The organism is Cryobacterium levicorallinum, assembly GCF_004402405.1.
Classification (GTDB): domain Bacteria; phylum Actinomycetota; class Actinomycetes; order Actinomycetales; family Microbacteriaceae; genus Cryobacterium; species Cryobacterium levicorallinum.
Genome location: NZ_SOFE01000021.1, coordinates 1 through 22558, shown reverse-complemented (window position 1 = coordinate 22558; position 22558 = coordinate 1). Strand labels below are relative to the sequence as shown.

Below are 22558 nucleotides of genomic sequence, written 5' to 3'. Positions count from 1 at the left end.
CGACCATGGTTCAACGACGCATCCCCAAAATCAAAGATCTCGCCCCGCTGATGAAATTCAAGAGCCCGGAGCTCAACGCGAAGAAGCGCCGGCTGGCCGCCGCGCTCACGATCGCGGACCTGCGCGCCATCGCCCAGAAGCGCACGCCGAAGGCCGCCTTCGACTACACCGAGGGCGCGGCCGAGGCCGAAATATCGCTCGGCCGGGCCCGCCAGGCCTTTGAGGACATCGAGTTCCACCCGTCGATCCTGCGCGACGTGTCGACCGTGACGACCGGCTGGGATGTGCTCGGGGCGCAGGTTTCGCAGCCGTTCGGTATCGCGCCCACCGGATTCACCCGCATGATGCAGACCGAGGGCGAGACCGCCGGGGCGCACGCGGCGGCTCGGGCCGGAATCCCCTTCGCGCTGTCGACCATGGGTACCACCTCGATCGAAGACGTCAAGGCCGCCAACCCGAACGGCCGCAACTGGTTCCAGCTGTACATGTGGAAGGACCGCGACCGGTCGATGGCCCTCGTGGACCGGGCCGCGAAGGCCGGTTTCGACACGCTGCTGGTGACCGTGGACGTGCCCGTGGCGGGCGCCCGGCTGCGCGACAAGCGCAATGGCTTCTCGATTCCGCCGGCGCTCACCCTCGGCACGGTCCTCAACGCGCTGCCCCGGCCGGAGTGGTGGATCAACTTTCTGACCACCGAACCGCTCGCCTTCGCGAGTCTTGACCGCTGGAGCGGCACGGTCGCTGACCTGCTCGACACGATGTTCGACCCCACGGTCGACTTCGAGGACCTGGCCTGGATCAAGGCGCAGTGGCCCGGCAAGGTCGTCGTCAAGGGCGTGCAGAACCTCGAGGACGCCAAGCGCCTCGTCGATCTCGGCGTCGACGGCATCACCCTCTCGAACCATGGCGGTCGCCAGCTCGACCGGGCGCCAATTCCGTTCCGCCTGCTGCCGCAGGTCGCGCGCGAGGTCGGTGCGCACACCGAGGTGCACCTCGACACGGGCATCATGTCGGGCGCCGACATCGTGGCTTCGATCGCGCTCGGCGCGCGCTTCACCATGATCGGCCGCGCCTACCTCTACGGCCTGATGGCCGGCGGTGAGGCCGGGGTCGACCGCACGATCCAGATTCTGTCGGAGCAGGTCAGCCGCACGATGCGGCTGCTCGGGGTGAACTCGCTCGAGGAGCTGAACCCCGGGCACGTGACGCAGCTGTCCCGGCTGATGCCGGTCGCCGCTCCCATGGTCGCCGCGGCCGAGGCTGTTCCCGCGCGGAAGGCTCCGGTACGCAAGGCTCCGGTAGGCACAGCCGCTGCGCCGAAACAGAGCGTCGGTGCATCCGCTGCCGTGACGGTCACGCCGGTCAAGCGGGCGCCGAGGAAGACGGCACCGCCGAAATAGCCCCCGCGGCGCAGCCCGGTCCGGGTTGCGCCGCGGCTTATGGCCGTTGGACCCGATGCGCCGCGATGCGGCGTTCAGATTCGTCGAGGTCGATAATTCCTTCGGCGACGCCGATCACGAAGTCGAACCCCTCGTTGGCGGTGAAATCGTGAGCAAATCCGTTGATCCACAAAAAGAGAACCATCAGGGTCCAACCGGTGCGCTTGTTTCCGTCCACGAGCGGATCATTACGCACGAGCGATTCGAGCAAGGCTGCGGCCTTGCGATCAAACGTCGGGTAGGCATCCGTTCCAAACATGGACGCCGACGGCCGGGCCAGCGCAGATGCGAGGAGGCCGGCGTCCCGTACGTGGAATCCGTAGCGCTCGGTCACCTGAAGCGCGTCGGCGACCTCCAGGTATCGGGTCATGCGTCTTCGAGCCGCTGCAGCAACTCGGCGTCATGGGTCAGTACGAACTGTAGGCCCGACTCGATTTCATCTCGACGCGAGTAGCGGTCGACAATCAGCGTTGCCCCCTGCAGCAGCAGAGCGTGCTTCGACACGTGTTGTGCCGCCGCGAGCTCTTCCAGTTGACGATCGAGCTCCTCCGGGATGCGCACATTGATAGCCATACCAAAATGGTACCGCCATTGGTTTTTGGCGGCAAGAGCCGAACGTCAGGCCAGGTTCTCGCGGAACGCCCGCAGTGCGAGCGCGTCGTCTTCCCAGGCGCCGCCCTCATGCCCGTTGTATGGCCAGACCGTGATCTGCTTCGGGCCGGCATAGTTGTTGTAGGCCGCGAAGACGGTCGATGGCGGGCAAATCGGATCCATCAGTGCCGCCGTCATGGTCACCGGCGCGGTGGCCCGCTTGGCGAAATTGACGCCGTCGAAGTAGGACAGCACGTCGTGCACACGAGCCACCTTGAGCCGGTGGGTCGCCAGATATTGGCCCAGCTCGCGGTACGGCTGCGCGTCGGTGATAACGGATGCCCGCGGAAAGTCGCACAGAAACGGCACCCGAGCGACCACGGCGGAAAGGTCCGGAACCAGTCCGGCCACGGCGAGTGCGATTCCACCGCCCTGACTGGTGCCCATCACGCCGACGCGGGCTTCGTCGACGAGCGCCAGGCTGCGGGCCGCCGCGACGGCGCGCACGGCGTCGGTGAAGAGGCGGCGGTAATAGTAGGTCTCGCGGGAGTCAATGCCGCGAGTCATGAACCCTGGGACCTGTGGGCCGCTCCCGGCGTCATCGGCAGTGTCGCCGGCGCTGCCGCCGTAGCCCTGCCCGCGCAGGTCCATCTCGAAGTGGGCGAAACCGGCGGATGCCCACAGCAGATTCTCGAAAGCCTGCCCGCGTCCCCGGCCGTAGCCGTGAAACTGCATGATGGTCGGCAGCGGACCGCTCGCGCCGACGGGCACCCGCAGCCAGGCCTTGATCGGCTGCCCGCCGAAGCCGGCGAAGGTCAGGTCGAACACGTCCAGCGTGCTGAGCCCGGCGTCGACCTTCAAGGCTGTGACATTAAGCGGATGGCCCTCGGCCTCGGCGAGGGTGTCGGCCCAGAACGCGTCGAAGTCGCCCGGGTCGGCCTGGCCGCTGCGATAGGCACGGAGTTCGGCTTCGGGCAGGTCGGTGTACATGCCCTTCAGCCTAGAGCCGCCCGCCTGGCGCCGTAGCCGTCACGCGGGGGCATCCGCTCTTGCGGTGGCTGATTCAGGAAACGCGCGTTCGCCGAGCCGCGATCCCCGCGGAACGGGGCGGGCCGGGCCGGTGCCGCGAACCGACCGGAGGCCTACTTCGCGGCGGTGAGGTCGGCCAGCACCAGGCGCAACTGCTCGACAGCCCAGTCCACGTCGTCAGCCGAGACGACGATCGGCGGGGCGAGCCGAATGGTCGAGCCGTGGGTGTCCTTGGCGAGCACGCCGCGGGCGAGCAGAGCCTCGCAGACGACGCGGCCCGGGGCCAGCGCGGGGTCGATGTCGATGCCGGCCCAGAGACCGACGCCGCGCACCTCGACCACGCCGTGGCCGATCAGCGCCGAGAGCCCGGCATGAAGGCGTGCACCGAGTTCGGTCGCTCGCTTCTGGTATTCGCCCGTGGCCAGCATTTTCACGACGGCCAGGCCCACGGCGGCGGCGAGCGGGTTGCCACCGAAGGTGGAGCCGTGCTCGCCGGGGTGCAGCACTCCGAGTACGTCGGTGTTGCCGACGACCGCCGACACCGGCACGATGCCGCCACCGAGGGCCTTGCCGAGCAGGTAAAGGTCGGGCACGACGCCGACCAGGTCGCAGGCGAAGGTCGAGCCGGTGCGGCCGAGCCCCGACTGGATTTCATCGGCGATGAACAGCACGTTCAGACGCGTCGTAATCTCGCGCACGGCCGGCAGATAGGCCGCCGGCGGCACGACGATGCCGGCCTCGCCCTGGATCGGTTCGAGCAGCACGGCGACGGTGTTCTCGTCGATGGCAGCCTCGAGCGCCGCGGCGTCGCCGTAGGGCACGGTGCGAAAACCGGGTGTGAACGGTCCGAAACCGGCGCGGGCCGATTCGTCGTCGGAGAAGCTGATGATGGTGGTGGTGCGGCCGTGAAAGTTGCCGGCGGCGACGATGATGTTGGCCAGATCGGGCGCGACGCCCTTGACTCGGTAGCCCCAGGCGCGGGCGACTTTGATGCCGGATTCGACGGCCTCGGCGCCGGTGTTCATGGGCAGCACCATGTCTTTGCCGGCGAGTTCGGAGAGCGCGGTGACGAACGGGCCGAGCTGGTCGTTGTAGAAGGCGCGGCTGGTCAGCGTGATGCGGCCGAGCTGCGCACGGGCGGCGTCAAGCAGAACCGGGTTGGAGTGCCCGAAGTTCACGGCGGAATACGCGGCGAGACAGTCCAAATAACGGTGACCGGCGACATCCGTTACCCAAGCGCCATCACCGGTCGCGACAACGACCTCGAGCGGGTGGTAATTGTGCGCGGCGTGCGCGCTTTCCTGGGCGATCAGTGCGGTGGCTTCAGGCGAAACGGATGCTACGGGCACGGTCTCGGCGGTCAGGTTCGTGGTCATATCGTGCTCCTTCAGGTTGGGCGCGGTCATCGGCGCAGCTCGAGCGTGCAGCACTTGACGCCGCCGCCGCCGAGCAGCAACTCGGACAGGTCGACGCCGATCGGGTTGTAGCCGCGGGCGCGCAGCTGCTGTTCGAAGTCCTTGGCGCGGGCGGCGATGACGACGTTGTAGCCGTCGGAGTAGGAGTTGAGTCCGAGGATGGAGGCATCCTCTTCGGTGACGATAATGGCGTCGGGATAACGTTCCTGCAGAATCGCGAGGCTCGGAGCATCGAACGCGCTCGGCAGGTACGCGATATTGCTGTCATCGAGCACGGCAACGGCGGTGTCGAGGTGGTAAAAGCTCGGGTTGATCAGGCGCAGGGTGATGACCGGGCGGCCGGCGATAATCGAGAGCTCTGCATGGCTGTTCGAATCGCTACGAAAGCCGGTGCCGGCCAGAATAACGTCGCCGACCAGCAAAAAGTCGCCCTCGCCCTCGTTGGTTTCGATCGGCACGCGCACGTCGAAGCCGTTGGCGCCAAACCAGTCCATGTAGGCGGGACCTTCGGGCTGGCGCTGTACGTGGGTAAACTTGGCGCCGTAGGCCTGGTTGTCGATGACGAATCCGCCGTTGGCCGCGTAGACCATGTCGGGCAGGCCGTCGATCGGCTCGATCAGCTGCACGTCGTAACCGAGGCCGACGTAGGTGTCGTACAGGGTCTGCCACTGCTCGACGGCGAGCGAGGTGTCGGTGGGCAGGGCCGGGTCCATCCAGGGGTTGATGCGGTAGACCACGGTGAAGAACTGCGGCTTGCACATGAGAATGGTGCGCTTGGTGGCGGTGCGCACCGGAACGGCCGATTCTTCGGAGAGGACGGGGGTGGCTGAGTTGATCGACATGAGGCTCCTTCGTCGTTTCGCGGACCTGAAAACCCACGAAACGTAGGGTGAATGGCGGACCAGGTCGCTCACGAGAGCCCGGCGCGATCGAACCACGATCGTTCCGGGACGCCAGTCTTAGTCTCACACAGCACGATTCAACGTTTCACGCTGATCTGCGCAATAAATCTTCGAGAATGACCGTCGGGACGCACGTTTGCGCACAGCGATCGCCTAGACTCGGCCCATGGACAACCTAGACCACAGCATTCTCGACCTGCTGCGCCAGAATGCGCGTGCCGGCTACGGCGATATCGGATCCGTCGTGGGGCTGTCGGCATCCGCTGTGAAACGGCGCGTTGATCGGCTGGTGGCCGACAAGGTCATTCGCAGCTTCACCATTCAGGTCGACCCGGCCGTCGACGGCATGAGCACGGAAGCCTATGTCGAGCTGTTCTGCCGCGGCACGGTGGCGCCCGACGAACTGCTGCGCATTCTCTCCGGCGTGCCGGAGGTGGTCGATGCCGGAACGATCACCGGCAGCGCCGATGCCATGGTGCACATTCGCGCCCGGGACATTCCCGGCCTCGAGGCGGCCCTCGAAAAGGTGCGCCTCGCGCCCAACGTCGACCACACCCGGAGCGCGATCGTCTTGTCCCGCCTGATTCACCGTTCGGTCGAGTAATTTCGAGGGCTAGACCGTGGGGACGGGCTTTTGGCGCACCGGGCCGACCAAGTGCAGCAGGGTCACCGCGGCGATCGACCCGGCGCAGAGGATGCCGGCGAGCACGACGATCTGAAACCGGCCGGCCTCCAGCGGCGATGCTCCGCCAAAGAGCGCGCCGACGAACGCCCCGGGCAACGTCACGAGGCCGGTGGTTTTGGTCTGATCCGTGGACGGGATGATGGCGAAATAGACCGCTTGCCGGGCGAGTTCCCGGGTGGACTGGCTCGGTGTGGCGCCGAGCGCGAGCCAGCCCTCGACCTCGTCCCAGTGGTCGCCGACCGCTTCGGTGAAGCGCCGACCGCTCAGCGTCGCGATCGACATGGCATTGCCGATGACGATGCCGCCGATGGCGAGCACGTAGCGCGGCGAAAATTCAATCGCTCCGGTCGTGAACACGATCGTCAGCGTGACGACAACACCGAGCCCCATCGCCGCAGCAACCCGTACCAGGTGGCGCCGGTTGAAGCCGATCCTCCGGGCCACCGTGCCAACGGCCGCCGCAAACATGACGAGCAGTCCGACACCGACCCAGAGCGGATCGTTGATGATTCCGCTGAGGATCAGGCTGATCGCGGCCAGCTGCAGGGTACCGCGCAGCAGGGCCAACGCCGGCGCGAACGGATGCTGCGTGCGATAGCCGCGCAGCACCGTCACGACCACCGCCAGAAGCAGCATGACACCGACCAGGGTGGGCAGCAGCCCGGCCAGCTGGGCGGGCAGATCGGCCGGGAAAGTCATGGGTTCGAGCCTACCGAGCCGCCGCGGCCTCACGAACGGTGCTTCGTGGGCGTTGAGGCAGGCAGGCACCCGCGCTCTCGGACATTCTGGAGGAACGTACCAACGGTATGCTGTTGCAGCATCCGTTGTAGCGGGGCAAAATTGTCCATAACGTTGAACGGAGGGTCCCGTGCCCGCTTCCTTTGTTGCCATTGATTCCCAGTCGAGTACGCCGCCGTTCGAACAGTTGCGCAGCCAGGTGATTGCGGCCGTGCGCTCCGGCGAGCTCGCCCACGACACTCGCCTGCCGACCGTGCGTGCCCTCGCCGCTGAACTCGGCCTCGCCACGAACACGGTCGCCCGCGCCTATCGTGAGCTGGAGCGTGACGCCGTCATTGAAACCCGCGGCCGATTCGGGTCATTCATCGCTCCCAATGGCGATGCGGCGGCGCGGCAGGCCCAGGCGGCCGCCGCGTCGTTCGCCGCTCGCATTCAGCAGCTCGGGGTGAGCCGGGAGGAGGCGCTCGCTCTCGTCACCGAAGCTCTGGAGCGTCCCAGCGCCTGAACCGCTGGTGCTGTGCTCTTTCTGGGTGCATTGAGTTTTCGCGGTCAGGCACGGCCAGGACAGCTTTTCCTGCCGAGCACCTATTGCCACAGTTGTTTGTATTGCTACTCTGGTACAAAACGCACACAAAGGGAGGGTTTTGTGAATCCGGTCTTGGTGATTTTGGCAGCGCTGGTGATGGCGGGTCTCGGCATCCGTTTGGCCTATATCTCAAGAGCCGAACCGCGCAGACGGATGCTGCACGCCTACTCTCAGCAGGTCGGGCTCGCGTTGGTGCCCGGGATCGTTCCCGAGCTGTCGCGCCGACTCTATCGCCGGGAACGTGCCGGGGTCGTCGGAGCGATGATCGGACTCGTCGTCGGAGCGGCGGCGCTCGTCTCGATGGGCGGGAGCGAGAGCCCGTGGAACGGACTTCTGGTCGGGGTCACGATGACGGTTGCGTCGACAAGCGCCGTGATCCTCAACGATTCGCATGCGGCCTTCGCCCCGGTTCCCGAGGCGCCGCGACTCGCGCGCAGCCTGTCGCCCCGGCTGGCCGACTATGTCACGCCGCTCGACCGCACGTTTTCGCTGGGATTCCTGGCGCTGGCCACCCTCGGCTACATTGCCGTGCTCGGAGTCATCGCGATCAACCCTGAGCGGGTGTTCGATGACGTTTCGGTGCGAACTATTCTCTGGCCGGCCGGACTGCTCCTGGCCCTCGCGGCTGCAGCGAGCCTGCTCACCTGGGCGGCAGCCGGGGCGCTGCTCGATCGCGGCCAGCCGGCCAGCACATCCATCGAACTGGCCTGGAGCGATGCCTTTCGCAGCACCACCCTGCGCAGCCTGGTCGGGATCCCGGGCATCATTGCGGCCGTCAGTACCTGCGTGTTGTTCCTGTCACTCAGCGACTCGATCTATCTGCCGGAGCCCGGCTCGGTCGGGGAGATTCTGGTCGAATCGTTCACGATAATGGGACCGGTGCTGGTCTTCGCCCTAATCGGTTGGAGCGTGACGAGCCTGCGCAATCGCAGCACCACGCACTACCTGCGTCGACTGTGGCCCGAGACAGCCAGGGAACTCGACCGGCGCCGGCGCGGCCCAACCGCCGACAACTGGCCCGACGAAGACAGCCGAGAGAAGACCTCGGCATGATGCTGCTGGTCGATCCGCGCTCCGCCACACCGCCCTACGAACAGTTGCGGGTGCAGGTACTCGCCGCCGTTCGTGCGGGTTCACTGGCCCCCGGCGACAAGCTGCCGACCGTGCGCAAACTCGCGGACGATCTGGGGCTCGCCGCCAACACCGTGGCCCGCGCCTACCGTGAGCTCGAGCGCGACGAAGTAATCGAGACGCGCGGCCGCAACGGTTCCTTCATCGCCGCCAGTGGGGATGCCGCCCAGCAGCACGTGCAGGCCGCCGCCGCCGCGTTCGCCGCCCGGGCGCGCAAGCTCGGCGTGGCCCCCGAGGAGGCGCTCACGTTCGCGCGCGCGGCCCTCGGGTTTCGCGCGTAGCGCCTGCCGCCCACACCAAAGCGGTCTGGGCCCGAGCACAGTGGTGGGCGGAGCGGGTCGCAGCTAGGGGCGAGCGCGATAGTGCGCGGCGAGACGCCCGAAGCCCTCGTCAAGTGAGACCGCGGGGGTCCAGTGAAGGTCGGCGCGGGTGCGGCGCTGGTCGAACCAGTGCGCGGTCGAGAGCTGTTCGGCCAGAAACCGGGTCATTGGCGGCTCGTCGACACCCGGGCGACGCCGCCAGATGGCCTCGATGAGCGAGCCGACACCGCGGGCAGCGGATGCCGGCACCCGCCAGGTCGGCGCCGGCACGTTGGCCGCGCCGCAGATTCCGGCGAGGATGTCCGCAACTGGGCGCGGTTCCCCGTTGGTGATCACGTAGCTCTGGCCATGCACGGTGACAGCTGCGTCGAGCGCGGCATGAATGGCCGAAGCCGCGTTATCGACGTAGGTCGTGTCGATCAGTGCAGCGCCGTGGCCGAGCAGCGGCAGCCGACCGGAGCGCGCACGGTCGACGATGCGCTCGATCAGCTGGGTATCGCCGGGACCCCAGACCAGGTGCGGGCGCACGGCGACCACGCTGAATCCGGGAGCATCGGCGGCCAGCGCGAGCAGTTCGGCGTGAGCCTTGGTGCGGGCGTAGTCGCCGCGAGCGTGTTCCGGCGCGGCCGGCAGCGCGTCCGAACCCATGATCGAACTGCCGGCATGAGCGACCGACGGTGAGGACACGTAGACGAACCGGGAGACGCCGGCCTGCTGCGCAGCCTGCAGCACCGTGCGGGTGCCGCCGATATTCACCGCCGCAAACTCGTCCGGATCCCCGGTGAGCGAGACCTTCGCGGCGAGGTGCACGACCGCGTCCATGCCGCTGACGGCATAGGCGAGACCGGCGTACGGGGTGTCGGCCGGCGTCGTGATGGAGCCGTGAACGTCCTCGACGCCGGCCACGCCGGATGGCCGCCGCTGAAAGGTGCGCACCTCGTGCCCGGCCGCGCTGATGCGCTCAGCGACGGCGCGACCGAGAAAGCCGCTGGCTCCGGTCACCAGCACTCTCATGGCGCGCCCCTCATGGCTTAGTCCAGCGACCGCCAGAGAGGATGCCGGTGGCCCAGCGCGACAGCCGGCTGCGGTCGATCTTGGAGTTGTGCCGAATATCGGTGGGCAGTCCGGGCACGACGAGCACCGCGGCGACCGGCGAGCCGACAGCGGCGCGCACGGCGGCGGCGAGCGGAGCGGATGCCCGGTGCACGCTGCGGGCCGGCGGCACGGTTTCGATCACGGCGACCTGCTGCTGGGTACCGACCGGGCCGACCCCGACGAAGGCCGCACGAGCAACGTCGGGCAGCGTTTCGATGCGCTGCTCCGGACCGACCGGGGTGACGACGCCACCAGCGGTCACGATGACATGCGGCATGCGGCCCTCGACCCAGAGGCGGCCAGCGCTGTCGAGGTGACCGACGTCGCCGGTTCGATGCCAGCGTTCGCCGGGCACCCCGCCGCGACGCGAGGCCCGTTCGGTGAGCCAGAGCCGGTCGTAGTGGTCCTTGACGTGCGGCGCCGACACGACGATCTCGCCGGTCACGTTGGGCTGCTCCGACAACTCACCAACGGATGCCCCACTCGCGTCGAGCGCGCTGATCCGGATGCGCGTGGTCTGCGTCGACCCCCCGACGCAGACTCCCCCGGCCGGGTTCACTTCAGCCGACGTTGCAATGAGCGCGGCCTCACCATCTCCGCCGGTCGAGCTTGCCGAGACCGCAGTGTCGGGCAGTGAGGCAGTGGACGGGTCCGACTCGCCGTCGTGCGCTGCGGCATCCGCTCTGCGAGGCATGGAAACACTCGCAGTGGCAGCCCGGATGCCCTCGAGCGTGATGTCGGCCATGAGCAGGCCCTCGGTCATGCCGTACGGGGTGTGCGCGGTCGCTTGCGGCATGAGCGTCGCGGCCTGGGCGAGCAGGCTCTCGGAGATTGGCGCGCCGGCCGAGAGAAAACGCTGAACCCCGGCGAGGGCCGCGTGATCGGCGGGGGTGAGCGCGCCGGCGGTCGCGACGACGTTCACGAGCGCGGCGGGCGAGAGAAAGACGACCGTCGCGTCGATGGCGGCCACGGCGGCCGCGACGGCGGTGGCGGTGAGGGTTTTGGGGGCCGTGACGTCCATATCGGGGGTGACCGAGCGGGCGCCGAGGGCCGGGCCGAGCAGGGCGAACGGGGCGAATCCGGCGACGAGACCGGTTCCGACGCCTACTCCGTACTGCAGAAAGAGGGCATTGCTCACAGCAGAGAGCTGGCCGTGCGTGTAGACGACGCCCTTGGCCGGGCCGGTCGATCCGGAGGTGAACAGTACGGCGGCCGGGTCGGTCGGTGCGGGGCCGGGCGGGAGTGCGTCGTCGGCGTCCAGGCGCGCCTGGCCCAACTGCACGAGCTCGGCGAGAGTCTGCTCAATGCTCAGGAGCGCGGCCATCGGAGCCGGGAAGCGCGCCGTGGAGATTTTGCGTCCGGGCCAGCCGAGGGCGCGGGCGGCCATGAGGCCGGGAGCTGCGCCGATGACGAAGTCGGGACGAGCGCCGCGCACGGCGCGAGTGAGGCCGGCCAGGCCGAGGCCGGCATCCGCTACGACGACGATCGCGCCGATGCGCACGCAGGCGTAGAGCACCGCGGTGAGGTCGGCGCTCGGCGGAACCAGCAGCGAGACGCGGTCGCCGGGCTTGACGCCAATGAAGACGAGACCGGCCGCGATCTGGCGTACGCGCCGCGACAGTAAGCGCCAGCTGACGGTGCGCGAGGCCGGCTGCATATCGACGAGGGCGGTCTCGTCGGAGTTTTGCAATTCGTCGAGGTAATACCAAAGTGGATGCGTCCCCGCGGCTTCCCACGCGGCTTGCGGTCCCCCTACGGCGGTCTCGGCCAACGGAGATGGTGCGACCGCCTCGGCGCCCGAAGTGGCGGTGAGCAGCGTGCTGGACGCTCCCATCCGCTGATCGAGCTTGCCGAGATCGCCAGTCCGGGAGGGGGACGTGACCGCATTAGCCGCATCGTCGGGAGTGACCGCGACAGCGTCGCCGAGCCAGAGCAGCGCGGCAGCACTGTAGTCCGCATCCTCGGCCAGCAGATGCCCAGCGCCCTCGAACCGGTGCACGCGGGCGTGCGGCATCCGCCGGGCCAGGTCGTCGAGGTAGCGGTCGCTGAAGATTGGATCGCGGGGACCCCAAAGCAGCAGCGTCGGCACCGCGAGGGCGCGCGCGCCCTCCGCTATGCGGTCGAGTTCAGGCCGACTTTCGTGGCTCAGTGCGACCGGAATGTCGGCGACGAACCCGCCGATTCCCCCGCGTCGAGCGCTCGTCAAATACGGAGCTCGGTAGCCTCGCTTGACCTCGGTCGATAGCGACGGATGCGCCAGCGCCAGCGTCGTGGCCAGAAACGCCGGCGTCGCCACGGTCGCCGGGCCGAGAATTCCACGACCGAGGGCGAGCCGCAGTGGCGCCGGAATCGGATCGCCAGCGCTCTGATGCACCGCCGTATTGAGCAGCATGACTCCGGCCAGCAGTTCGGGGTGGTCGACGGCCCAGCCGAGCGAGACGACTCCTCCCCAGTCATGGCCGAGGGTGACGACCGGGCCGGCCAGGTCGAGGGCGTCGGTGAGGTCGCCGAGGTCCTGCACCCGGCGGGCCAGTGGGCGAAAACCTCCGGTGCGCTCGGAGAAACCCATGTCAAGCTGGTCGACGGCGATCACGCGCCAGGCGAGCGCACCCGACGCCGCTGCATCCGTTGCCGACGACAGCAGGCCGCGCCAGAGGTAGGACCAGGTCGGGTTGCCGTGCACGCACAGAATCGTTCCGACCGGAATCACGCCGAGCGCGTCGAGCTGCGGGCCATTGTCGAGCAGGTGCCAGCCGTGCGTCACGCCACTCGCCGTGCTGCCGGTTGCCGCGGCACCCAAATCGCTGCCCAACCCACCCCCTAGGCCGCCTGCAGCGCTGCCTTCCGGAACCTCGATCAGGCGCGACCACTCTGGGTCGAGCCCCGTCAGTCCGGCCGGCGGGAGTGTCGCCGGGGCTGGCACCAGGCGCGGAAGGCGGTTAGCTGCGGTTGCGCGGGAAGTGGTCACAGTGTTTCTTCTCCGATTGGGTCATGCACCTGACTACCGAAATCCTGCTGCTGGTTGCTTGGCCGTGACAGTGTAGCGGATGCTCGTCCAGTCATTTAATGGGGCCAAAGGTGGCACCTCGCGAGGTGCCTCGTCCAGCCCAGCCAACCGAATGGCTACCTCCTGCGGCAACGTAGGCTCCGGTGCCCAGAGGCATCCGGACGAAGTGGCTGGAGGCCAACACGATCACCAGACGAGTTCCATCATGGCGGTGTTGAGGCCGGAACCGACGCCCATCAGCAGCACCCGGTTGCCCGGTTGCAGCTTCGACGCCTCCTGGGAGAGGGTGATCGGAATCGATGCCGGGCCGACATTGCCAAGCTTCGGATAGGTCAGCGGAACCTTGGTTTTGTCCATGCCAGTCGCCTTGACGATGGCGTTGGTGTGCACGTCCGAGACCTGGTGCACGATGTAGCGGTCCATGTTGGACCAGCTCCAGTCGCGCTTCGCCTCGGTCCAGGCCGACACGACCAGTTCCATGCCGCCCTTGAGCAGCGCTTTCGCGTCGGTGAACATGCCATCGACGCTGCCGACGCAGAGTCCGTTGAACTGAGTGGCCGCGCGGGTGACTCCGCCGAGGATGCGGTGGCCGGCGGGGTGGGCATCCGCTGGACCGAGCACGGCGGCGGCAGCGCCGGAGCCGAGGGTGAGGCTGGCGAACTCACTCATGAAGTCTTTGCGCTTGATACCCGGGCGACCGAGGCGGTCAATCGTGTTGGTCTGGATCTCGTCGGCGTCTTCACCGTCGATGATCACGGCGTACTTGATCTGCCCGCTGTCGATGAGCTGGGCGGCGAGGGTCATGCCGTTGACGAAGCCGAGGCAGGCGTTGGCAATGTCGAAGTTGATCGCCGACGACGGCAGGCCGAGGCCGTGGTGAATACGCACGGCAACAGAGGGTTCGAGGTGCTTGCGGGTGACCGAGGTATTGATGAGCAGGCCCACGTCGCTCGGCTTGATGCCAGCCTCTTTTAGCGCGATTTTGCCGGCCTTGACCGCGGCGTCATCGAAGGTCTCGTCCGGGCCCCAATTGCGTCGCTCGTAGACACCGGCGACGCGCTGCAGCAGCCCGGTCGGCAGTTTGAGGCGCGTCAATACGGGCTTCAACCGTCGGTCGATTTCTTCTGACGTCGTGATCAGCGGCGCCATCAGACTCGCGACCGACAACAAGGCGACGTTTCGATGCGTCGTCGTCGCGTTTCCGTTCAAGCGTGAACCCCTGTCGAATTGTGGACAGCGGTAATCATACGTCCCCTAACAGTTTGACCCACGAAACTGTATGTAAACCGCACGTGGCCTGTGTGCCCGCTCGGGGCACACAGGCAGACGGGCTAGATCACACCGTCCGAGAGCGTGCTCGGGTTACCGAACCGGTGCGCGGTGATCGAGATGGCCTGTTCGCGCAGGAACGGCAGCACCTCGATGCGGCCGGCCTGGGTGACAGCGTTCGAATACACCGCGATGTCCGGGCTGCCGGCCAGCGCCTCGGCGAGAGCGGATGCCGCCTCCCGCGCCCCGAGCACCGGGTCACTGCCGATCAGACGCACCCGGCTGGCGGTGATGCCGCCGGTGCGGGCCCGTGCGAGCCACTCCTCGTCGCTTTCGATGAACACCGGAATCTCGCGGTCGGCCAGGATATTGCGCACGGCTGGCGGAACCGGAATGGTGCTCGAGACGTCGAAGCGCGACGTGGACAGCGTTGCGGCGGCGATCACGCGCAGCAGCTGGGCGAGCGTTCCCGACTCGGTCAGGCGCACGGTGACCGGCAGCGCGCGGTAGCGGAACAGGTTGCGCTCCACTCCGAGCCCGGTGGCGTCGCGCACGACGTTGAATTCCTCGCGCCAGGCCAGGGCGTCGCTCACGGCCGAGCGGCGCAGCACGTCGAAGTCGGCGTAGTCGAGGAACGGCTGGCTGGCTTCGATGATGTCGGTGACTCGCTGCTCCAGGCCACGCAGGTGCAGCGTCGAGCTGTTGCGGCCGGGTTCGTTGACCCAGCTGCCGAGGCCGAGCAGGTAGTTCGGTCCGCCGGCCTTGGTGCCGGCGCCCACGGCCGAGCGCTTCCAGCCGCCGAACGGCTGACGCTGCACAATGGCGCCGGTGATGCCGCGGTTGACGTAGAGGTTGCCGGCTTCGATCGTGTCGACCCAGAGGGCCAGCTCGTCGGCGTCGAGCGAGTGCAGTCCGGTGGTCAGGCCGAAGTCGACGGCATTCTGAAAGCGGATGGCTTCTTCCAGATTGCGTGCGTGCATCACGCCGAGTACCGGTCCGAAGAACTCGGTCAGGTGGAAATACGATCCGGGCGTGACGCCGGTGCGGATGCCCGGCGACCACAGCTTGCCGGTCTCATCGAGCTGCCGGGGCTCTACCAGCCACTGTTCTTCGGCGCCGAGGGTGGTGAGCGCGTGCAGCAGTTTGCCGTCGGCCGGCATCATGATCGGGCCCATCTGGGTGACCGGGTCACTCGCCGGGCCGACCTTGATCGAGGTCGCGGCGTCGACCAACTGGCCGAGGAACCGCTCCGACTTCGCGACCGATCCGACCAGAATCACCAGGCTCGCGGCCGAGCATTTCTGTCCGGCGTGGCCGAAGGCGCTCTTCACCACGTCGGCGGCGGCCAGGTCGAAGTCGGCCGACGGCGTCACAATGATGGCGTTCTTGCCGCTTGTTTCGGCGAGCAGGGGCAGGTCATGACGGAATGAACGGAACAGCTCGGCCGTCTCATAGCCGCCGGTGAGGATGACCCGGTTCACCGCGGGGTGCGCGATGAGCTTGGCGCCGAGATCGCGGTCGGGCAGGTTCACCAGCGCGAGCAGCTCGCGCGGGATGCCGGCTTCCCAGAGCGCTTCGACGACGATGGCGCCGGTGCGCTGGGCTACTGCGGCGGGCTTGATCACGACGCCGGCACCCGAGGCGAGGGCGGCGAGGACACCGCCGGCCGGAATGGCGGTCGGGAAGTTCCACGGCGGGGTGACCACGATGAGCTTGGACGGCACGAAGATGGCGCCCTGCACCCGGTCGAGGTCTTTGGCTCGTTCGGCGTAGTAGTTGGCGAAGTCGATGGCCTCGCTCACCTCGGCGTCACCCTCGGCAATGGTCTTGCCGCACTCGCTCGCCATGACCTCGATCAGGCGGTCACGGTTCGCGGCGAGCGCCAGGGCGGCGCGGTGCAGCACGGCGGCACGTTCGGCGCCGGTCTTCTGGCCCCAGGCGTTTCCGGCTTCGAGCACACCGTCGATGATCGTATTCAGCGCTGCCTCATCGGCAACGGCGGCGGCCTCGACCGTCTCGGTACCGAGAACGGATGCGTCGGCGCGGGCCAAAATCCGACGGCCCCAGGCGCGGTTCGCGGGCAGCGACGGGTCGGTGTCCGGCTCGTTGTGGAACGTCGAGTGGGTGGGCACCGAGCCGCGGGTGATACCGAGCAGTACGCCGGTCAGTTGCGGGTCGTCGTCGGCGGCGGTCTCGGCGTCGTGGCTGCGGGCATCCGTTGCGGCGGCGGCCAGGCGATCAAGGTCGTAGCTGCTCGAACGATCCTGCACGCGGTTGGGGGTGGGGACCCGGTCATCGAGCGCGTCGAGCGAGGCCTGGAAACGGGCCTTTTCGCGGTCGAACAGCTCGGGGTTGCTGGTCAGCTCGAACACGGCCGACATGAAGTTCTCCGAGCTCGCGTTCTCTTCGAGCCGGCGAATGAGGTAGCTGATGGCCACGTCGAACTCTGAAGGGTCGACGACCGGTGTGTAGAGCAGCAGCTGGCCGACGTCCTTGCGCACGGCCTGGGCCTGGCCGGTCGCCATGCCGAGCAGCATCTCGAACTCGACCTTGTCGTCGACGCCGCGGGCGACGCTGAGCAGGTGCGCCCAGGCCACGTCGAACAGGTTGTGGCCGGCGATGCCGAGCTTGACGGCATCCGTGTTCTGCGGGGTGAGCGCCCAGTTGAGCACCCGCTTGTAGTTGGTGTCGCTGTCTTGCTTGGTGCCGAAGGTTGCGAGCGGCCAGTCGTGCACGGCGGCATCGACGTGCTCCATGGCGAGGTTGGCGCCCTTGACCAGGCGCACCTTGATTGGGGCCCCGCCGGCCGCGCGGCGGTTCTGGGCCCAGTGGGTGAGACCCTGAATGGCGCTGAGGGCATCGGGCAGGTAGGCCTGCAGCACGATACCGGCCTCAAGCTGGGCGAGCTGCGGCTGGTCGAGCAGGCCCTCGAACACCGCAATGGTGAGGTCGAGGTCGCGGTATTCCTCCATGTCCAGGTTGATGAATTTCGGGGTAGCGGATTGTGCTGCGAACTCAAACAGCGGTGTCAGGCGCTCGATCACGCGGGCGACGGTCTCGTCGAACGCCCACATCGAGAGCTGGCTGGCGATCGAGGACACCTTGATCGAGACGTAGTCCACGTCGGTGCGTTCGAGGATGCGCTTGGTGCCTTCGAGGCGTTCGAGCGCTTCTTTCTCGCCGAGCACGGATTCGCCGAGCAGATTGATGTTGAGGCGGTTGCCGCCTTCTTTCAGGTGAACGAGCGCGGGGCCGAGCTTGTCGGGGGTGGCGTCGACGACGAGGTGGCCGACCATCTGGCGCAACACGGTGCGGGCGGCCGGGATGACGACCCAGGGCAGCACCGGTCCGAGCATTCCACCGAGACCGATCGCCGCGCGCATCGGTGCGGGCAGAAAACCGGGCGCCTTCTTGGCGACCTTTTGCAGGCTGTAGCCGGCGACCATCTTGTCTTCGGGACGCATGACGCCGTCGACGAATCCCACCGTGAAGTCGAGGCCGTTGGGGTCCTTCAGCACGCCGGCGAGCCGCTCGGCCGCGGCATCCGCTGGGATGGTGGCACTTTCGTCAAGCCATTTCTTAACGAGCTTGACGACCTCCGAACTGAAATCCTCGTTGGCGGGACGGGTGGAGGCGTTGGTCATGGTCACGAGACTAGTCTTTCGTTCGCGGTGGGTGGCTCTGATGCTTCAAGTCTGAGGCCAGCCTATATTTAGCAAAAGCAATTGTTTATGCATGATATTCGTTACAATTTCTAATGATTTGGTTTTCGGTGGGTTGATGGGTGTAAGGGGCAGTGGATGCTGGACGTCAGGCGGCTGCGACTGCTGCGTGAATTGAAGATTCGCGGCACCCTCGCCGGGGTCGCCGAGGCCCTCGCCTACAGCCCTTCGGCGGTGTCGCAACAGCTCGCGCTGCTCGAAAAGGAGGCCGGCGTCGTGCTGTTGAAGAAGGTCGGCCGCCGGGTGCAGCTCACGCCGCAGGCCGAGATTCTTGTCGAGCACACCACCTACCTGCTGGAGCGACTCGAACTCGCCGAAGCGGACCTGCGCGCGAGCACCACGACCGTGTCGGGCACCGTGCGGGTGGCCGTGTTCCAGTCGGCGGCCCTTGCGGTGATTCCCCGGGCGCTCACCTTTCTGGCGGAAGACTATCCGGCGCTGCGCGTCGAAGTGACCGAGCGCGAGCCAGAACGTGGCCTGTTCGAGGTCGCCGCGCGCGACTTCGACCTCGTACTCGCCGAGCAGTACCCCGGCCATACTCGCGCGCACTGGCCCGACCTCGACCGGGTCAATCTGGCCACGGATGCGCTGCGGCTCGCGGTGCCGCCCGAAGATGCCAGCTCGGGCCGCGTGCGTGCGGCGACGCTGGAGGAGACCGCCGGGCTGCCCTGGGTGATGGAACCTGTCGGCACAGCATCGCGGCAATGGGCCACGCAGCTCTGCCGCTCCGCCGGGTTCGAACCGGACGTTCGGTTTGAGACCGCCGACCTGATCGCGCACATCCGCTTGATTGAATCGGGCAATGCGGTGGGCATTCTGCCCGACCTGGTTTGGGCGGGGCGGATGCCGGCCGTGCAGCTGCACGATCTGCCGGGCACCCCGCATCGCACCCTGTTTTCGGCCGCGCGCCGGTCGAGCGCGCAGCGGCCGGGGGTGGTCGCGGTGCGCGGCGCCCTCGACCGGGCGGTGAGCAAGGTGGCAAAGCCCACCGAATCCGACCCGCTGGAGCCGCCGCGCCCGTTCGAGCCCCTCGCGCCGGTGTAGCGGGCCGCCCTCCTCCTCCTCCTCCTGCGAGAGCGGGTCAAGTGCTGCTTCAGCACCCCCGAAGCAACCGTTTACCCGCTTTCGCGTGCAGACGTGGGCGCGGGGTGACACGGAGCCGGTGGGTAGGCTCGGCGCATGAGCGAACCCACACACGACGTCGTGATCATCGGAGGCGGCCACAACGGCCTCGTCGCCGCCACCTACCTCGCCCAAGCCGGACGCAGCGTACTCGTGCTCGAGCGGGAGCCGCAGGTCGGTGGCGCTGCCATTTCAACGGATGCCTTTGCCGGCGTCGATGCGCGCCTGTCGCGCTACTCCTACCTGGTGAGCCTGCTGCCGGCCAGAATCATTCGCGAGCTGGGGCTCGACATTGAACTCGCCCGACGGCGGTATTCGTCATATACGCCGATGCCGGGCGTCGCGTCTACTGGCAGCGCGTCGGCTGACAGCGCAGCCGGGCTGCTGGTCGATCACGGCGACGCCGCGGCGACCAGGGACTCGTTCGCGCGCATCGGGGCTGCGGCCGATTTCGACGCGTGGAACGCGTTCTACGAGGACACCGCTCGACTGGCGCGCGCCGTGTTCCCCACGGTCTGCGAACCGCTGCTCACCCGCTCGGAGGCCAAGCGGCTGGTCGACGACGACGAGCTCTGGACCGCGCTGATCGAGCAGCCGCTCGGCCTGACCATCAGCGACCGCTTCGAGAACGACCTCGTGCGCGGCGTCGTGGCCACCGACGGGCTGATCGGAACGTTCACGAGCCTCGCCGACCACAGTCTCGACGCGAACCGCTGCTTCCTGTTCCACGTGATCGGCAATGGAACCGGGGACTGGGACGTGCCGATCGGCGGCATGGGCGCCGTGACCGGGGCGTTCGAGCGGGCGGCCCGCGCTGCCGGCGCGCGACTTGAAGTCGGGGCTGAAGTCACATCGGTCAGCGCCGATGGAGCCGTGGAGTACTTCCAGGAGGGTCGCGTCAAGAGGGCGCACGGCGGGGTGATTTTGGCGAACGTCGCGCCCTGGTCGCTGCGGGAGCTACTGGGCGCTGGAGAAACGGCATCCGCTGTAATAGAAAAGCCGGAGGGCGCGCAGGTGAAGGTCAACCTGCTGCTGACCCGGTTGCCGCAACTGTTGGACGCGAGCGTCGCGCCCGAGGCCGCGTTCGGCGGCACTTTTCATATCAACGAGTCGTACGAGCAATTGCAGGCCGCGTATGAGCAGGCGCTGGCCGGAGAGATTCCCTCCGTTTTGCCGTGCGAGATCTACTGTCATTCGCTGACCGATCCGAGCATTCTTTCGCCCGAACTCGCCCAGGCCGGGGCGCACACGCTCACCGTTTTCGCCCTGCACACGCCCCATCGCGCGCTCACCGAGACCAACAACGACGAGATGCGGGCGCAGTTGCAGGCCGCAGTGCTGCGTTCGCTCAATTCGGTGCTGGCCGAGCCGATCGAACCCCTCTTAATGACGGATGCTGCCGGTCGTCCCTGCATCGAAACCAAGACCACGCTCGACCTCGAGCAGGCGCTGAATCTGCCCGGCGGCAATATTTTTCACGGCGGGCTGTCCTGGCCGTTCCTCGAGGATGACGAGCCGCGCGGCACGCCAGCCGAGCGCTGGGGAGTAGCCACCTCGCATCCGCGCATATTGATCTGCGGGGCCGGTGCGAGGCGCGGCGGCGGGGTCAGCGGGCTCGGCGGCCACAACGCCGCGATGGCCGTGCTCGAGGGTGCGTAGTAGACGGATCAACGCTTGTAGCCGACGGGTTGAAAGTGGCCTAGCCTGAGAGAAGACTCGCGTTTCACTCAAAGTGGAGGTCACCATGTCAGCCAAGCCCACCGGTCGTCTCGTTCACCGCGAGGACGGCCTGTACCTCATGCTCAATCGGCTCTTCAATGCGCCGATCGAACAAGTCTGGGCGAGCCTGACCCGCCCGGCCGAGCTGGAGAAGTGGATCGGCACCTTTACCGGTTCGCCGGCCACCGGAGCGGTCAAGTTCAAGATGACCGCCGAACCCGATGCTAAGTGGGAGTACGTGAGCGTTCGCGAATGCCAGGCTCCGCACCGGTTCAACGGTGATTTCGGCAAGGGTGAGGATTCCTGGCGGGCCATGTTCCACCTGGTCGAGGGCGACGGCATGACCAACCTGACCTTCGGGCAGCGCCTGCGGAGCCCGTCGGAAGCTTCCACGGTTGGCCCCGGATGGGACTACTACCTCGATCGCCTGGTGGCCTCGCGCGCCGGTCTGCCGCTACCGCAGTGGGAGCACTACTACCCCGCGCACGCCCAGTTCTACAAGGACCTGATCGTTCCTGCTCGCACCGCCTGAACGCTAACGTTCGGCGAATTGCTCTGGGTCTGCGGCCTCACGGCGCAGACCCGGGGTTGCGACGACGTCCGGTGCCTGGCACTGCTGGCTCGGCGGCTTCCTCAGCGCGCGCCCGCAGCCCAGTGGTCTCTCGTGATTGCATAATCGACATTGCCTTGGTCGGAGCCGGGGATAGGGCCGGCGATCCCTTCGTCGCGAGTGCCTAGATAGGTCAGGCCGAGGCGACTCATCACTGCACGAGATCCTGCATTGACGGTCATCGTTTCGGCGAAGATTTGGGTCAGCCCCACGTCGTCGAAGCCGTAAGCGAGCAGGGCGGCGGCACCCCGCTCCCGAAGGTCGTATACAACTCTGAAAAATCTTTATGATATTACTGAGAATCTCTCGCTTTCAGGTGCTCTTTCGGCCATAATTAGGGGTGAAGGAGGCACCGACGCCATGACCCTCACCGCCCCGCCCGCAGCAGCCGGTTCGATGCCGGAGTACGAGGGTTCTCGGGTCGCGGTGACTGCGCAGGCGGGTGCATTGTTGACCTCCGTTCTCGACGGGGTGCGGTTTGGTCAACTCCACGACAGCGAGGCTGTCGCGGTGCTCGCGGCCCTGGAAGGGCTGGGTCGCAAGGTTGATGGTGCAAGAGTACGGGCGACCACTGACATTGGTGCCCGTGCCGAAACCGACCTCGGCAGTGGGTCGCTCGCGTTCAAGAACGGATGCCGCAACTGGGTCGAGTTCATCACCTAGCTCGCCGGCATCTCCGGCCGTGAGGCCAAACGTCGCCTGAAGCTCGGCGAGACCACGGTGGAGCGCACGCCTCTTGGCCTGCCCGTCCCCGCCCGGTACTCGGTCATCGCCGACGGGCTCGTCAGCGGCGACCTCGGGGTGGAATCGGCGGAGATCATCGCCACCGCCCTGACCGCATTGCAGGGCCGGGTTGGTCCGGACGACCTCGACCGCGTCGAACGCGCTTTGGTCGCGTCGGCGACTGGAGCGATCACGCCGGAAACTGCGGGGCTGCCGGGCGCGGGCATCCGCTTCGCTCCCGACATGCTGCGGGCGCAGGCGATGGAGTGGCAGGGCCGGCTCGACCCCGACGGCACCGCCCCGGGAGACGACGCCGTCGAGGCAAAGAGCACACTGACGTTCGGCCTGCTCCGCAACGGGCTCTACCCGCTGCGCGCCGACGTCACCGCCGAACTCCGCGGTGTTATGGACACCCTCTTCGACACCTACCTGTCGGCGCGATCCCGCACCCCCAT

General features: G+C 67.3%; 21 protein-coding genes. 10 read left to right on the top strand and 11 right to left on the bottom strand.

Annotated elements, in window-relative coordinates:
* Positions 1-5 precede the first annotated feature (5 nt).
* Positions 6-1400, top strand: coding sequence for an alpha-hydroxy acid oxidase (locus tag E3O11_RS10200; RefSeq protein ID WP_092452425.1), 1395 nt, complete (start codon positions 6-8; stop codon positions 1398-1400).
* Between the two features lie 37 nt (positions 1401-1437).
* Here E3O11_RS10200 and E3O11_RS10195 read toward each other — a convergent pair whose 3' ends face one another.
* The 5 genes from E3O11_RS10195 to ddaH all read right to left on the bottom strand — a co-directional run bounded on the left by E3O11_RS10195 (position 1438) and on the right by ddaH (position 5316).
* A complete protein-coding gene (locus tag E3O11_RS10195) occupies positions 1438-1809 on the bottom strand; it encodes a type II toxin-antitoxin system death-on-curing family toxin (RefSeq protein WP_092452422.1) in 372 nt (123 codons plus the stop codon).
* Positions 1806-2012 (bottom strand): ribbon-helix-helix protein, CopG family, encoded by a 207-nt coding sequence (locus tag E3O11_RS10190; protein WP_170851596.1) that lies wholly within the window; start codon positions 2010-2012, stop codon positions 1806-1808. Before E3O11_RS10190 ends, E3O11_RS10195 begins: the two co-directional genes overlap by 4 nt.
* A gap of 45 nt (positions 2013-2057) precedes the next feature.
* Positions 2058-3020, bottom strand: coding sequence for an acetylxylan esterase (locus E3O11_RS10185; protein ID WP_092452419.1), 963 nt, complete (start codon positions 3018-3020; stop codon positions 2058-2060).
* A 152-nt stretch (positions 3021-3172) separates the two neighbouring features.
* Entirely contained in the window at positions 3173-4435 is a 1263-nt protein-coding gene (gene rocD, locus E3O11_RS10180) for an ornithine--oxo-acid transaminase (protein ID WP_092452543.1), read from the bottom strand.
* Between the two features lie 26 nt (positions 4436-4461).
* Positions 4462-5316 carry a dimethylargininase gene (gene ddaH, locus E3O11_RS10175; protein ID WP_092452416.1) on the bottom strand — a complete coding sequence of 285 codons (855 nt, stop codon included), beginning with the start codon at positions 5314-5316 and terminating at the stop codon, positions 4462-4464.
* 226 nt (positions 5317-5542) lie between these two features.
* Here ddaH and E3O11_RS10170 point away from each other — a divergent pair, with 226 nt between their 5' ends.
* Entirely contained in the window at positions 5543-5980 is a 438-nt protein-coding gene (locus tag E3O11_RS10170) for an Lrp/AsnC family transcriptional regulator (protein ID WP_092452413.1), read from the top strand.
* 9 nt (positions 5981-5989) lie between these two features.
* Here the strand turns inward: E3O11_RS10170 and E3O11_RS10165 are convergent, their stop codons facing one another.
* On the bottom strand, positions 5990-6760 hold the full coding sequence (locus E3O11_RS10165; RefSeq protein WP_092452411.1) for an ABC transporter permease: 771 nt from the start codon (positions 6758-6760) through the stop codon (positions 5990-5992).
* Between the two features lie 169 nt (positions 6761-6929).
* On the opposite strand from E3O11_RS10165, the gene E3O11_RS10160 reads away from it, so the two are divergent.
* The 3 genes from E3O11_RS10160 (at position 6930) to E3O11_RS10150 (ending at position 8797) form a co-directional block, all read left to right on the top strand.
* Positions 6930-7304, top strand: coding sequence for a GntR family transcriptional regulator (locus tag E3O11_RS10160; protein ID WP_092452408.1), 375 nt, complete (start codon positions 6930-6932; stop codon positions 7302-7304).
* A gap of 141 nt (positions 7305-7445) precedes the next feature.
* A complete protein-coding gene (locus tag E3O11_RS10155) occupies positions 7446-8438 on the top strand; it encodes a hypothetical protein (protein WP_092452405.1) in 993 nt (330 codons plus the stop codon).
* A complete protein-coding gene (locus tag E3O11_RS10150; protein ID WP_369828635.1) occupies positions 8435-8797 on the top strand; it encodes a GntR family transcriptional regulator in 363 nt (120 codons plus the stop codon). The genes E3O11_RS10155 and E3O11_RS10150 overlap by 4 nt, the downstream gene beginning before the upstream one ends.
* A 63-nt stretch (positions 8798-8860) precedes the next feature.
* On the opposite strand, the gene E3O11_RS10145 is transcribed toward E3O11_RS10150, so the two are convergent.
* The 4 genes from E3O11_RS10145 to E3O11_RS10130 all read right to left on the bottom strand — a co-directional run bounded on the left by E3O11_RS10145 (position 8861) and on the right by E3O11_RS10130 (position 17851).
* A complete protein-coding gene (locus tag E3O11_RS10145; protein ID WP_092452402.1) occupies positions 8861-9850 on the bottom strand; it encodes an NAD-dependent epimerase/dehydratase family protein in 990 nt (329 codons plus the stop codon).
* 10 nt (positions 9851-9860) lie between these two features.
* Positions 9861-12899 (bottom strand): alpha/beta fold hydrolase, encoded by a 3039-nt coding sequence (locus E3O11_RS10140; protein ID WP_241994696.1) that lies wholly within the window; start codon positions 12897-12899, stop codon positions 9861-9863.
* Between the two features lie 225 nt (positions 12900-13124).
* Positions 13125-14147 (bottom strand): 3-oxoacyl-ACP synthase III, encoded by a 1023-nt coding sequence (locus E3O11_RS10135; protein WP_092452398.1) that lies wholly within the window; start codon positions 14145-14147, stop codon positions 13125-13127.
* Between the two features lie 122 nt (positions 14148-14269).
* Positions 14270-17851, bottom strand: coding sequence for a proline dehydrogenase family protein (locus E3O11_RS10130; RefSeq protein ID WP_092452534.1), 3582 nt, complete (start codon positions 17849-17851; stop codon positions 14270-14272).
* Between the two features lie 156 nt (positions 17852-18007).
* Here E3O11_RS10130 and E3O11_RS10125 point away from each other — a divergent pair, with 156 nt between their 5' ends.
* From E3O11_RS10125 to E3O11_RS10115, 3 genes are all read left to right on the top strand, one after another.
* Positions 18008-18973 (top strand): LysR family transcriptional regulator, encoded by a 966-nt coding sequence (locus tag E3O11_RS10125; RefSeq protein ID WP_092452395.1) that lies wholly within the window; start codon positions 18008-18010, stop codon positions 18971-18973.
* Between the two features lie 135 nt (positions 18974-19108).
* A complete protein-coding gene (locus E3O11_RS10120; protein ID WP_092452392.1) occupies positions 19109-20710 on the top strand; it encodes a phytoene desaturase family protein in 1602 nt (533 codons plus the stop codon).
* Positions 20711-20795: 85 nt separating this feature from the next.
* On the top strand, positions 20796-21302 hold the full coding sequence (locus E3O11_RS10115) for an SRPBCC domain-containing protein (protein ID WP_092452531.1): 507 nt from the start codon (positions 20796-20798) through the stop codon (positions 21300-21302).
* 101 nt (positions 21303-21403) lie between these two features.
* Here E3O11_RS10115 and E3O11_RS18760 read toward each other — a convergent pair whose 3' ends face one another.
* Positions 21404-21616 (bottom strand): GNAT family N-acetyltransferase, encoded by a 213-nt coding sequence (locus tag E3O11_RS18760; protein ID WP_373866168.1) that lies wholly within the window; start codon positions 21614-21616, stop codon positions 21404-21406.
* Positions 21617-21740: 124 nt separating this feature from the next.
* Here E3O11_RS18760 and E3O11_RS10110 point away from each other — a divergent pair, with 124 nt between their 5' ends.
* Positions 21741-22043 (top strand): hypothetical protein, encoded by a 303-nt coding sequence (locus E3O11_RS10110; protein WP_092452389.1) that lies wholly within the window; start codon positions 21741-21743, stop codon positions 22041-22043.
* Positions 22044-22100: 57 nt separating this feature from the next.
* A partial coding sequence (locus E3O11_RS10105; RefSeq protein ID WP_134495528.1) for a DUF222 domain-containing protein occupies positions 22101-22558 on the top strand: 458 nt, incomplete at its 3' end.